Raw genomic sequence first — 12,809 nt, 5'->3', positions numbered from 1 at the left:
CTCTGCTTTCCTTGTCTTAGAACCTGGCGGAAATGGTGAACTTGGTGATGTCCTGCAGTGTCGAACTCGTGGTGTAGCTGAAGTCGATGCGGTACATATTCCACTGCAGGCCGCCGCCGAACGTGGGCGTTTTCACATCGCCGTCCGCGTCGTGCACGTACCCCGTCCGCAGCGCGATCAGATCCTGGTACCAGTACTCCAGCCCGACGTTCAGGATGTTCCCGCTGTCCTCCAGCAGCATGCGGTTGAGGTCGACGGCAAGCAGCAGGCTGTTCGACTCGTCTTCGAGCGCCGTGAGCGCGGCGCCCACTTTGAGGTTCCGGGAAAGCGGGTCTCCCTGGTTCGAGTCCGTGTACTTGATTTCCGTCCCCAGGTTCTGAAGGACGCCGGCCACGGTGAACCGGGGCATGACGCGGGCGGTCACGCCGACATCCAGGGCGAAGCTCGTGCCCACCCCGTCGTCCTCGTCGGACAGGGCGCTCCGGATGATCTTCAGATTGGATCCGACCCCCAGGCGGTCGTTGATCAGGGCGCCGTACGAGAGGGACAACGCCATGTCCGAGCTCTTGAACGTCCCCTGGCTGTCTCCTGTCGCGCTCACCCGTTGTTGTTCACCCAGCGAAAGATAAGGCACACTGACGCCGAAGGTCCCGATGCCTTCGACCGGATGCACGTAGGAGAAGTGCAGGTAGTAGAGATCGTCCGCCAGGTAGGGCAGCCATTTGAAATAGGTTCCCGCCACCCCGCTGTACTCGAGGAATCCCAGTCCGCCCGGATTCCACGCGGGGACCTGGGCGCCCAGGGCGTGAGCGACGCCGGTTTCGCCCATGGCCGTGGACCGCGCGTCGGGGGCGATCTGCAGGAACAGGCCGCCGCCCTGCCCGACACCGGCCCGGGACGGCCCGGCCGGGATCGCCAGCAGTGTTGCAATGAGCAGGTAGCTTAGCTTTCTCACGTTTTCTCCTCCAACCCAATCTCCCCTTTTTATCCCGTCAGGACAACTGAATTCGATCGGTCGTAATATAACGGAGGAGTATGACGAATCTATGACGGTGAAATGAAAATTCGGTAGTGCGCGGTACAGGGCGGAAGGAACCGAAGTAGGGCTGGAGTCGATTCAAGCCGGCACGTCCACCCACTTCCGGGACGCCGCCGCCTCAAGGATGGCTTCCGCCACGACCTGGGCGCGCATGCCGTGGTAGAAGGAAGGCACGCAGTCCCGTCCCTCTCGGATGGCGCAGACGAACTCCCAGGCCTGGTCGAAGCGAAAGGTCTGGGCGGGGTCGCCTTCTTTCGGGTCGCGGGGGGAACCGGGCACGGCGAGGAAGCGCTTCGGTACGCTGCGCCGCCGGTATTGCTCCCGCCGCGGTCCGACCTGGATGGCAAAGGGAGTGTGTAACCGGTAGGCGGCTGAGCCTTCGCTTCCGTTCAACTCGCAGAGGTCATGGTCGCCGGCGGGCCCGTGCCCTTTGGTCAGTTTACCCATCTCGAACACGCCCGTGGTCCCCGATTCGAACTCGGCGATCCAGGCGACCCAGTCCTCCACGTCCTGCGGCTCGCAGGGCCGCCCGTCCTCCGTGCGGTCCCGGGGAACGACCTGCTTGAGCGACGCGCACACCGACCTGATCGGACCGAGCAGGTCCTCGGCGAAGTCGATGCGGTGTATGCCCATGTCGCCGAGTTCTCCCGTCGCCGCCATGCGCCGGTACTGGCGCCATCCCACGGACCGCTCGCCCCAGTCCTGGAGCCGCTGGAAGCGGGCGTGGCGTATCTCGCCGAGTTTACCTTCGTCGACCAGGTGCTTCAGGTACCGCATGCCGGGCACGAACCGGTAGGTAAAGGCGGTCATATGCCGGACGCCGGCGTCCCGGGCGGACTCGTACATGTCCACGGTCTCCGCGACGGTCATGCCGATGGGTTTCTCACACAGCACGTGACAGCCCGCCGCGACGGCCTTGAGCACGATATCGCGGTGGTACACGTTCGGCACGGCGACGGTCACGGCGTCCGGCTTGACGGCGGCCAGGAACCGGTCCACGTCCGTGAAACCGGCCGCGACGCCCCACTGCGCCTGCCTGCGGGCCAGCAGGTCTTCGTCCACTTCGCACAGGCCGGCGATCTCCACGCCCGGAATGCGGGAGAACCCCGGGTAATGCACGAATTCGCAGACCGTTCCGAGTCCGATGAGCCCGATGCGTAAGTTGCCTGCCGACATGTTTTAAGCTCCTGTCTGATCTAAGTCCTGTTCCTGGTTCGATGCTTGTGCCGCTTCCTCTTACGGACTTCCGCCTACTTCAGGTCCCATACCGCAAGTTGCCGCTCGATCGCGTCGGTCACCGCTTCGAGTCCGCCCGGGCCGATGGCCGCCGCCTCTTCCTGGTAAAGCCCCTTGCCGTAGTCGTCCGCGGGGAGCAGGTAGCCACCCGTTCCCCGATTGCACAGGACGACCACGACGATGGCGGTAGCCGGGAATCGTGCCCTGAGTTCACGCTGAAGTACGCTGTAGGGTTCGCCGCTCACCATCACGAGGACGCCTTCGCCGATGCGCCAGAGCGTCACGCCGTAAGGAGCGGACTGCCTGTCCGGCGGGATGCTTTCAATGCGCCGCATGGCCCGCCGGACCCGTTCGATGTGCGCGCGGCAGTCGGCGGCTTCCCCGTCCAGCCCATCCTGCCTGGCGGCCGCTTCGCGGGACGTCCATTCGGCGAGTTGCTCGTCGAGCTCCGCCTGCCCGGGCAGGTCCAGCAGGGGCAGGTCCAGGGTCATGGCGGCAACGTCGAAGGCTTCGAGCCCTTGCGCGCGCCCGGCATCCATGGGGCGTTGACGCCACACCCCGATAGTAGCGCCCGAAATCACGGGGCCATCGTAGCGCATCTCGGTCCCGTCGGGCAGCAGGCCCTTCAGGGCCGAAAGCGCGGCGTAGCCCAGTTGAAGGCCGTTCCGGTCCGCCGCCTCCGTTTCGCCCACGAACCCGTACCGCGGCCCGAGATCGCCGCTCGCGCCCAGCAGGAACACGCAGGGCGCGCCGGTTTCCCGCTCCACCACATCCCGCATGGCGCCGGGGTAGTCGGGACTGATCAGCGTGTTGTCCCAGGCCAGGGTCGTCGGGTGGCAGCTGTAGTTGACGAGGGTGGCGACCAGCCGGCCTTCCCGGTCGCTGGCGCGGGTGACCACGACCTTGTCGTCGGCGGCTCGTTCCGGGTTGGACCCAACGGCGTACAGCTGTTTTTCTTCGTCCCAGTAGTCCCGGTTGTACGCCAGGTCGCACCGGCCGTATCCGAAGGCCAGGTCGACCGGCTGCACGGCGTCTCTGGCCGTTGAAACGAGGCCGGCAAGCCCCATGCCGAGATCGTCCAGGTATCCCGGGATCAGCGCGCCGCCCTCGTGCTCCAGGCGGTCCGGATCGTAATTGCCCGCGGCATGAGTATGGGAGAAGGTGATGACGACGCGTTCGGCCGGCAGGCCCGTTCCGGCGGAAACGGTCTCCGACAGACGCCGCAGGTCGCCGGCCTGCAGCCAGCCCAGTTCGAGGGCGACAAGGGCGTGTTCCTCTCCGGACCCGGGGTCCGCGAACACCAGTGCGGAGGCGGTCAGCTCCCGGTGCACGCCCGTCGATGCGTCATGCTTCGCCGCGCCCCAGCTGCGGTGATAGATCCCCGCGGGCGGGGTGATGTCGATCCGTGCGAAGCCCAGACCGCACCGGCCGGCCGGCATGGTGATTTCGCGCTGGCTCAAGGGGTCTTCCTTTCTGGAGTATTCAAGCGGATTCCCGCACGTCCAGGATCTGAATGGCCATCCCGGCTTCGAGCACGCCGGCCGACCGGTGCACGGCGTTATGGCCGAAGGACGGGGCCGGCCGATCGAACTTTCGGTAGGTCGCCAGCGTGCGCAGCGGTTCCTTGCCCGGCGACCCGCTCTCCTGCTCGACCAGGGTCGTGGCACACCGGCCGCAGGGTTTGACCAGGTCGATTTCCACCTCCCCCGCGCGGATGTGCTTCCACGTGTCCTCCGCGTAGGGCGGGCAGTCGGCCACGACGACATTGGGCCTGAAGCGGTTCATGCGGATCGGGGTCTCGAGCCGCGCGTTCAGGTCCGCCAGGGAAGCCTCGGAGATCACCAGCAGCGGGAATCCGTCCGCGAAACCCACCTGGTCGCCGGGTTGCGCTGCGTAGTCCGGGTCCACGGGCCGCACGAATTCCGGATTGAAGTACAGCAGGCGGCAGGGCTTGTCCAGGTACGTACCGAGCCATTTCGCCACATCGTCGCCCTGGTCGATCCCGTCGCAGAGGTCTCCCCACACGTCCACGTTCCTGACAGGGCCTTCCTCGATTCGCGGTACCGTCAGGTCCTCCATACCCGGCGCCGAAAGCGCCAATCCGTCTGAGGAAAGGGCGGGCTGGACGAGTGCCAGGGCGGGCGCTTCACGCTGGGTGAGCATTCCGGGCTGCCTGCCGCCGTCCCCGACGACGATCCACGACCGGTCGTCCCGAATGCCCCGGGCGTCCAGTTCTGCCCGCGTCAGCTCGTGCCCGGCACAGGACTTGACGGGATAGACGTGGAGGGAGGAAATGTAAGGCATCGAAGTTCCTTTCTTTTAAAGCACCCGGATGTTATTCGTTTTTGACCCGTTTCACATTCCATAACGCCGGGTCCGGGGTATTCGTTCGCGCGAGGCACGCGTCCGACCCCGCTAAGGCCGGCTAATCCTTCTTCCGCCGCGGCGGACGTTTGCGCGCTACCTTTGTCCGCTGCGGCCGGAGGACGATCTGCGTGATCACCGTCCCCTCCCGCTGGTCCACGGCCTGTGCGACGGCGTTGGCCACGCACTCGGGCGTGATGTGTTCGCCGGGATCCTCACCGGGTTCAAAGTCTGCGTGGTCGTAGAACGGCGTCCGGGTCATGTCCGGGTACAGGGTCACCACCCGGACGCCGCTCTTGCGCACCTCGCTGAAGAGCGCCTGCCCGAACTGGTGGAGACCGGCCTTCGTCGCGCCGTAGGCGGCCCCGAAGGAACCGGGAATCAACGCCGCAGTCGAGGCGATGTTGACCACATATCCCCTTGATTCCTCCAGGTGTCGCAAGGTCGCCCGCGTCAGGACCATGGGCGCGATCAGGTTGGTCCGGACCATGCGTTCTATCCGGTCGGGCGCCATGGCAGCGTGGGGTCCGAAGAAACCGACACCGGCGTTGTTGACCAGGATCTTAAGGCCCCCGGTCGATCTGAGCAGTTCCTCGGTGCAATCCAGCAGGACCCGGGTATCGGTGACGTCGCATTCGATCGATTTGAACCGCTCGTGGCGGAGCGAGGTCTTCCCGTGGTCCCGGGCATACCCGTATACGTCATAACCCATCTCGACCAGGCGCGCGGCGATGGCCAGGCCGATCCCGGAGGAAGCGCCGGTGACGAGTGCTACGTCCATGCGAAGATCCGCTCCTCTCCGAAGTGGTCTCCCAGGCGCTTCCGCATGAAGGCGGTCATTTCCTCACGCCGTTCGACGGGGTAGGTCACTGTAGTGTTCTCCTGCGCGAATTCGCCGTACAGCAGCGGCGTATCTCGCCGCTGGCGCCTCATGCGCTGGTAATGGTGTTTCGACAGGCGGAAGGCGCCCACGGTCACGTCGCGAACGGCGGCCGGGTCGATCCTTTGGACGACCTCCTCGACCAGGTCTCCGTAAAGGGACGCCCAGGACGGAACGGCGAGGACCGGGTCGAAGCAGAGCCGGACCGGCCATCCGTCGTCAATGGCCGACCGGACGGCCTCCAGCCTCCTTCGGAGCGATGCCGTCCCGTGTTCGTAGCGCGCGGCAACCGGTTCGGGGGAAAGCGTCCAGGCCAGGATGACGCGGTCCGTGGGCGGCAGATCCCGAATGGCGCGGTACGCGGCGCTCTTGGTACGGATCTCGATAAGCAGGTCCGGCTCCTCGCGGGCGAATTCGATCCACGCGCGGCAGTAGGGCACGACCGACTCGAAAGCGAGCAGGTCGGTGTCGTACGAGATGCACAGATAAAAGGGCTGCGCAGGATTCGACCTGTCGCGTATGCCCTCGCGCGTCGCGGTAAAATAGTCTTCCAGGTTCACGAAAACCACGATATTCGCCGAGGGGTACATGCCCTGCAGGTAGCAGTAGTCGCAGTTGTACACGCAGTTGAACATGAGCGTGTTGTAGTGGAAGTCATCGAGGCTGAAGTTCTGGCTGTTTCCCGATCCGTCGTAAAGGAACCGGTCCTTCTTCACGGCCAGGATCAGTTTCATGCTCTCCTTCTGCGCCTGGAACCGCTGCCGCGGCCGGGCGAATACCGTCTTGTAGTCGTCGATCTCCACCACGCGGGCCTTCGCGAAGCGTTCCCGGATGCGCCGCGTGAGCGGGAATTCCATTGCGCCGCGCTCGATGTAGAGGTGGGAAAAGTTACTCCACCGAGAGGATGCCCCGAAGTCGCTCAAATTGCGCATCGCCTTCCTGTCTCGTATTCACGGAGACGTGGGTAAACCGCGTCAGGTCGGGCAGGTCCGATCCGGTGTGGAGCTTGTAGGACCGGACCAGGTCGGACAGCATCCGGTGCCGGCTGGCCGTCAGACGCAGCCGGTCGCGGATGTCTTCCACGAGCTGCAGGTCCGCATCAGTCAACACGTCCGCCCCTCCGTCGCCGATCGATCGGTAGGCCGCGACCGTCGCTTCGAATTCATCCAGGGCGCCCTCGATCAGTTCGCCTACCCTGTTTTTATCGAGCCGCCGCGTTTCGAGGTGGTCGGAAACGACCTTCACGCACCCGATCCGGTGGGGCGGGATGAAGGTCGCCGCCGCCTGGTAGAACCCGGCCGCCTCCATGTCGGCCAGGCCCGGTTCCACGGTCCCGGCATCCGCCCGGTCCAGGGGCCGTTCCACGGTGGTGACTACGGATTCCTCCAGGGGTGTCCTCACCAGCAGGTCGGGGAAGAAGGAACGGCCCGTGCTCCGCTCCGTGATCTTGTTCGCGAGGAACCGGTCTCCCACCGAAACGGGACCTTCCTCCGCCTGCTGCGTATGACCGGCGATGCCGAGGTTGAACAGGACCGTGTCTTCATCCCTTTCGACCCGGGTGAGCAGACAGGTGGTCGCGATCGCGGACTTCATGCTTCCCGTGCCCGTCACGGTGAGCCAGATTCCGTCCCGCCGGAAGACGGGCAGACCTGAGGAAGCGTCCTGCTTCAGGCGGAAACGCTCGATCACGGGCCGCGCTTCCGCGTGCAGGGCGATGGCGAGGAGGACGGGCATGAAGAGGAATCCCTGGTGAGAACTGCCGGATCCTATTTGGGCTCGATGACGACCCGTCCGTCCTCGACTTTCACGGACTTCACCAGGCCCATGAACCGCTCCAGGGAGGGATCCTGGAGAAGGGTTTCGACCACGTTGTTCTTCCGGATTTCATTCATGAACTCTTCGGGAATGTTCCGGCCGCCGACCTCCAGCCGATCGATGTTGACCTCGAGCCGTCCGTCCCTCATCTCGACGGAGAGCTCGCCCGTGCCGTTGAGGTACCTGCCCTCGAATCGTTCGTTGAACAGGTCGAGGGGCACGCTGATCTCGGCCAGCAGCCTGTCGTCCTGGATGTCCACGCGCGCCATCCCGTGAAACTCCCGCAGCAGGTCTTCATACTCCAGGAGGGCATTGATGTCGTCCGCCGACAACGAAAAGCTTTCGGTCTCCTCGCCCCGCTCGAGGGCGATGACGAAGTCCCTGAACCGGTCGATTACGGACAGCGCCTCATCCCGTCCCTCCTCCGCGCGGGCGAAGTCGCGGGGCTCCGGGCTGGTGTAGGTGTCCACCAGTTCATCACTTGCCTGGAGGATGAAATAGTAGGCTGCACCGACGATAACGGCGAGCAGGATGATCGCGGACAGGCATCCGCCCACCCAGTATCTGGCTTTCATGGTGCGTTATCTCCGTTCATATACGATTTCCCCGTCCAGCAGGGTCATTTCACAGGTCAGGCGCTGCGGCCACCTCCGGCGGTTCCCGTGCGAATCGCTGAATTCGAAGTCGCCTTCCTCCAGTTCGAATACCGCCACGTCGGCGGCCGCGCCCGGACGGAGCGTGCCCAGCTCGTTTCTCCCGATCGCCGCGGCCGGTATGGAGGTCGTGCTTTCTACGATATCTTCGAGGGGCATGCCCAGGTTCAGCATCTTGGACATGGTGGTCGGCAGGTCGAAAACCGGTCCGTCGACGTTCACCGTGTACAGGTCCGTGCTGATGGCGTCCGGGAAGAACCCCTGTTCGAAGGCCGACCTGGCCACGTCGAAACTGAAGCTGCCGGCGCCGTGCCCCACGTCCATCAGGATGCCCCGGGACCGTCCCTCGATGACGTCCTCCCAGACGGCCCGGTGATCGTCGAGGATGCCGTGGGGGTGGCCGTGATAGGCGTGCGTGATGATGTCGCCCGGCCGGAGCAGGTCCATGATGCCGGCCAGGGGACAGGGCGTATTGCCCACGTGTACCATGACCGGGACGCCTGCCTGTTGCGCTGCCTCCACCGCCAGGCGCATCGGTTCGATCCCATTGTCGCCGATGAGGTGCCGGCCCATGCGGACCTTGATGCCGGTCATGAGGTCCCGGTTCCCGGCCACCGCGGCCACGGAACGGTCCACGTCCACGAACCGAAGGCTGGCCAGTTCGGGCGTGCCCGCCGTCGGGATGCCCACGCTGGAGATATTGGAGAAACCGAAGACCCGCGTCCTGGAGGGTTCCGCCACGATGCGGCGGAAGGCGTCCTGGCTCGGCCAGCTCGAGCTTCCGGCGTCCACGATGGCCGTCACCCCGGTGGAGGGACAGATGTCGTCCGGCACCAGGCCGATGTCGGTGAACCCCCAGCAAATGTGGGCGTGCAGGTCGACCAGGCCGGGAAAGACGTACCGCCCGGACACGTCAAAGACGCGGCAGCCATCGTCCGGCAGGCCGTCGCCGACGGCCGAAATCGAACCGTCGTGTATGGCGACGTCGCATACCCGGTTCAGTGCCTGCGACGGGTCCACGACGGTCCCGCCGCGAAGCAGGAGGCCGGGGTGGTTTTCGACGAGTGTTGGCATGTACTGATCGGCCTTGGCGAACCGTGCGGCGCATGCGGCCGGTTATTCTTCTTTCTCGTTTTTCAGCGGGTTTTTCTTGAGCGGTGGCAGCATGTCCTTGATCTGCCTGAACCGTTCCGAATCCGTGACCAGTCCCTCCAGGGCCGGCAACGCCGTGGCCTGTTCCCGGGTGTTCTCGATACGTTCCCTGCTCGGCGGATGGGTCGCGAACATGGTCGCCAGCGTTCCGGGTTCGCGATCGTTGATCTCCAGCAGCTTCTCGAAGAAACCCGTGAGGCCTTCGGGATCGTAACCGGCCTCCCGGAGGTTGACGATCGCGAGGGTGTCCGCCTCCCGTTCCGCCTCCCGGGAATGGTGCAGCATGGAGAGGATGCCGCCGATCCCCGCCAGTTGCGCCGCGACGCGCCGGACGCCCGTGGGGTTTCTTCCCGATATCATGCCCAGCATGATCTCCAGCCCGAGTTGCCGGGTCAGGGCCTTGGCCCCGTGGCGCGCTACCACGTGGCCGATTTCATGGGCGATCACCCCGGCTAGTTCCGCCTCGGTTCCGGAGATGGAAATGAGCCCCCGGTTGACGTAGAGATAGCCGCCGGGAAGGGCAAAGGCGTTGACTTCATCCGTATCCACGACCTTTATGTAGTAGGGTATATTCGACCGTTTTGAATGCAGGACCAGGGCCTGGCACAGTCCGTCGACGTAGCGGACCACCTCCGGGTCCCGGTACAGCTTGAGCTCTCTTTCGATCTCTCTCGAAAACTCGCGCCCGAGCGCGATTTCATCCGCCTCGGAAAGCACGTTGACGTTCTGAAAAACGCTGCCGCAACCCGACGTCGCCAGCAGGAAGACGGTGAGCGGTGCGACAGTCGTCCTGAGCGACTGGGACCGGGCCAGGCGGACCAGGCGGGCCAGGCGATTTGCGGCGCGCCGGAGAAGGCTAAGGGATCTCATCTGGAATCACCCCGGAATCCGGGACAGGCCGGGCGTGGACCAGGCCGGTCATGCTGACCAGACCGGCCGCAGGTTCTGAGCACTGAAGATACGGACCTCAAGTACCGCGGGCAATCGGAAAAGGCCGGGTGGAGACCGCCAGCCATGAATCAACCATCGGTACCTGCAGCCGTTACGCAATACCTGGCCCGGCTGGCTTCTGACGGACACGCGGTCGCCGCCGGACCGCACCGTATCCGGCCGATGACGGGTGGATTCAACAACCGTATATACGAAGTAGATACAGGTGGCGTGTCCTACCTCCTCAAGGTGTATCCCGATGACCGTGTCCAGCGCCTTGAACGGGAATACGCCGCGATGAGGCGGCTATCCGCCCTGGAAGGCATGCCGGTCGCCGTATCGGCGGACGCACGGGCCGCCGGACTGAATGCGCCCGTGCTGATCTACGAGAAACTCCCGGGATCGCCGGTGGAACCCGCCGGCATGAACCGGGAAGACCTCGACCGGCTCCTTGGGATCGTGTCCCGTGTACACGGTATCCGGGATCCCGGCGATCCCATACTGGGCCGGCCGGCGGGTCCGTCCCGTCCCGAAGACTGCCTTCTGTACATGGACGAGAGCCTGCGCACCCTGTCCGCGTCCACTGCCATGAACGATACGTCCTTTCGCCGGACCGCGGACCGGCTGCACGACCTGAGACGGGGCCTGGACATGATGGACCTGCGGCCCGCGTTATGGGCGGATGCATCGCCCAGGTTGTGCCACGGGGATTTCCGGCCGGCCAACGTGATCAAAGCGGATCCGGACCGCGTCGCGCTGGTCGACTGGGAACACGCGGGAATCATGGACCCGTTCTACGAGGTCGCCGGTTTCTTCTGGCATCCGGAGAGCACGGGGCTGGAGGCGGGGTTGCGGGAGGAAGCCATTGCGGGTTACTGCAAACGTAGCGCCGACCCCCACGCGAGCGGGAAGATGGAAGTGTACCAGGCCATACTTCCCGTGCAATGGTGCGTGCGGGTCCTGGCCCTGATCGAAGGGTACGGCCGGCAGGTGGTCCAGCCCTGGAACGAACCCCGGCCGATGGAAGCGCTGTGGGAGGACCTGGAACGCTACATCGGGCTGGCCGCTCAGCGCCTGGTATAGCCCAGCCGCCTCAGCTCCTGCTCTTTCTTCCGCCAGGAGGGCCGGACCTTGACCCGCAGGTCGAGGTAGACGGGGCGGTCCAGGAATTCGACGATGGCCTTCCTCGCGGACGATCCGATGCGTTTGAGCATGCGCCCGTTCTTGCCGATGATGATGCCCTTCTGGGAATCCCGTTCGATGATGATGCCGGCCTGGATGAACGCCGTGCCGTTGGGTCGGTCCGTGAAATCCTCGACGATCACGGCCGACGCGTAGGGCAGTTCCTCCCGCACGGCAAGGAACAGGTGCTCGCGGATGATCTCTCCCACGAAGAATCGCTCCGGCTGGTCCGTGAGCATGTCGGCGGGGTAGAGCGCCGGACCCGCCGGAAGCACGCGGATCACGGCGGACAGCAGCGGCTGCAGGCCGTCTCCCTTGAGGGCGGACACGGGCACGATTTCGGTGAAGGGGAACCGGTCCGCGGCCCGTTCGATCATGGGCAGCAGGGAAGTCCTGGGTATCCGGTCGATCTTGTTGATGGCCAGGATGACCGGTCCGCGGCTCTGCTCAAGGAAGCCGGCGACCCGGTCGTCGAGATCGCGTTCGAAACGGGTGGCGTCCACGATGGCCACGGCCGCGTCCGAGTCGTGCAGCGTATGGACCGCGGACTGCAGCATGTATTCCTGGAGCCGGTAGCCGGGTTCGAGCAGTCCGGGCGTATCGAGGAACAGGACCTGGTAGTCGTCTTTCGTCAGAATGCCCAGTACCCGCTGGCGGGTCGTCTGGGGCCTCGGCGTCACGATGGAAAGCCGGTGCTGCAGCAGCGCGTTCATCAGGGTGGACTTGCCCACGTTCGGCTTCCCGACCAGGGCCACGAACCCCGCGCGATGGGATCCGTCGCCGGCGGCGCCTGCCATCTGCCCTGCCATCTGCCCGGTGCTTTCCATGAGAAGTTATCCGGTTATGAGTCCCGCTTTCCCTCCGACGATTTCAAAGGGCAGGTTCCTGGCTTTGGTAAACTCGGTATAGGCCTGCAGAGCGCCGTCAAATGTCTGATCCGGCTGACAGTCGTCGATCAGTATGACACCGCCAGATACAAGCAGGGGATAGATTGCTTCCAGCGTCCGAATCGTCGGAAGATACAGGTCGACGTCGAGAAGGACTACAGCCAGGGTACCGATACGTGCCCAGTCCACCTTCTCGCAATTGCCGGCGATGACTTCGAAGTTGTCGTATCCTTGCTTGCGCAGGTTCTTCTCGTAGACCTTGGGGGACGCGTAACCAAAACGGTCGATCTCCCTTTTGAGTTTACCACGATGCGCTACTTCATGGTCCATCGACTCCGGCGTAAAACCTCGAAAAGTATCGACGAGAACTACTCGGTCATTGTAGCCCGCACTGCACATGTGCTCCAGAAGAAAAACGGAAGTATGTCCCCATCCGACACCAATCTCACACACGGCGCCGCCCTTTCCCCGGTTCTTGTCAATCGCCTGGGTCAGAAAAGAAAGCATGGTGGGGTTGATCGCATAGGGATAAGAAGGTAAAATGAAATCCCTGAAGGGCCTTGGCGTGTGATATGCCAGGAACCTTACAATCTTATCCAGTGAGCCGGATAGCTCGGTTATTTTGCTCATAGACATCCTGCGCGATAGACTGCGATGCCCGTGCTGCCGGT

The 12,809-nt window shown here is 64.3% G+C and carries 13 protein-coding genes; 1 reads left to right on the top strand and 12 read right to left on the bottom strand.

Annotation, left to right across the window (positions count from 1 at the left end):
• Nucleotides 1–16: 16 nt before the first annotated feature.
• The 10 genes from F4X08_00810 to F4X08_00765 all read right to left on the bottom strand — a co-directional run bounded on the left by F4X08_00810 (nt 17) and on the right by F4X08_00765 (nt 10,009).
• Nucleotides 17–955 carry a PorV/PorQ family protein gene (locus F4X08_00810; GenBank protein ID MYD24341.1) on the bottom strand — a complete coding sequence of 313 codons (939 nt, stop codon included), beginning with the start codon at nt 953–955 and terminating at the stop codon, nt 17–19.
• A gap of 162 nt (nt 956–1,117) precedes the next feature.
• Nucleotides 1,118–2,215 carry a Gfo/Idh/MocA family oxidoreductase gene (locus tag F4X08_00805; GenBank protein MYD24340.1) on the bottom strand — a complete coding sequence of 366 codons (1,098 nt, stop codon included), beginning with the start codon at nt 2,213–2,215 and terminating at the stop codon, nt 1,118–1,120.
• Nucleotides 2,216–2,289: 74 nt separating this feature from the next.
• Nucleotides 2,290–3,714, bottom strand: coding sequence for a hypothetical protein (locus F4X08_00800; protein ID MYD24339.1), 1,425 nt, complete (start codon nt 3,712–3,714; stop codon nt 2,290–2,292).
• Between the two features lie 43 nt (nt 3,715–3,757).
• Complete coding sequence (locus tag F4X08_00795) at nt 3,758–4,579, bottom strand: MOSC domain-containing protein (GenBank protein ID MYD24338.1); 822 nt, start codon at nt 4,577–4,579, stop codon at nt 3,758–3,760.
• 121 nt (nt 4,580–4,700) lie between these two features.
• Nucleotides 4,701–5,420 (bottom strand): SDR family oxidoreductase, encoded by a 720-nt coding sequence (locus F4X08_00790; GenBank protein MYD24337.1) that lies wholly within the window; start codon nt 5,418–5,420, stop codon nt 4,701–4,703.
• Nucleotides 5,411–6,451: a hypothetical protein gene (locus F4X08_00785; GenBank protein ID MYD24336.1), complete on the bottom strand. Its 1,041-nt coding sequence runs from the start codon at nt 6,449–6,451 to the stop codon at nt 5,411–5,413. The genes F4X08_00790 and F4X08_00785 overlap by 10 nt, the downstream gene beginning before the upstream one ends.
• Nucleotides 6,408–7,253, bottom strand: coding sequence for a hypothetical protein (locus F4X08_00780; protein ID MYD24335.1), 846 nt, complete (start codon nt 7,251–7,253; stop codon nt 6,408–6,410). Before F4X08_00780 ends, F4X08_00785 begins: the two co-directional genes overlap by 44 nt.
• A 32-nt stretch (nt 7,254–7,285) precedes the next feature.
• Nucleotides 7,286–7,909 (bottom strand): hypothetical protein, encoded by a 624-nt coding sequence (locus tag F4X08_00775; GenBank protein MYD24334.1) that lies wholly within the window; start codon nt 7,907–7,909, stop codon nt 7,286–7,288.
• Between the two features lie 6 nt (nt 7,910–7,915).
• A complete protein-coding gene (locus tag F4X08_00770) occupies nt 7,916–9,061 on the bottom strand; it encodes an amidohydrolase/deacetylase family metallohydrolase (GenBank protein ID MYD24333.1) in 1,146 nt (381 codons plus the stop codon).
• A gap of 42 nt (nt 9,062–9,103) precedes the next feature.
• Nucleotides 9,104–10,009, bottom strand: a complete 906-nt coding sequence (locus F4X08_00765) for a M48 family metalloprotease (GenBank protein MYD24332.1) — start codon at nt 10,007–10,009, stop codon at nt 9,104–9,106.
• A gap of 144 nt (nt 10,010–10,153) precedes the next feature.
• Here F4X08_00765 and F4X08_00760 point away from each other — a divergent pair, with 144 nt between their 5' ends.
• Nucleotides 10,154–11,152, top strand: coding sequence for an aminoglycoside phosphotransferase family protein (locus tag F4X08_00760; GenBank protein ID MYD24331.1), 999 nt, complete (start codon nt 10,154–10,156; stop codon nt 11,150–11,152).
• Here the strand turns inward: F4X08_00760 and F4X08_00755 are convergent.
• Both F4X08_00755 and F4X08_00750 read right to left on the bottom strand, forming a co-directional pair.
• Complete coding sequence (locus F4X08_00755; GenBank protein MYD24330.1) at nt 11,137–12,078, bottom strand: GTPase Era; 942 nt, start codon at nt 12,076–12,078, stop codon at nt 11,137–11,139. The two genes, F4X08_00760 and F4X08_00755, sit on opposite strands and share 16 nt — an antisense overlap.
• A 6-nt stretch (nt 12,079–12,084) precedes the next feature.
• Nucleotides 12,085–12,774, bottom strand: coding sequence for a hypothetical protein (locus F4X08_00750; protein MYD24329.1), 690 nt, complete (start codon nt 12,772–12,774; stop codon nt 12,085–12,087).
• Between the last annotated feature and the right edge of the window lie 35 nt (nt 12,775–12,809).

This window comes from Gemmatimonadota bacterium (assembly GCA_009841265.1).
Classification (GTDB): Bacteria; JAAXHH01; JAAXHH01; order JAAXHH01; family JAAXHH01; genus JAAXHH01.
Note: the sequence above shows the minus strand (reverse complement) of the source record. Positions and strands in the feature narration are given on the sequence as shown.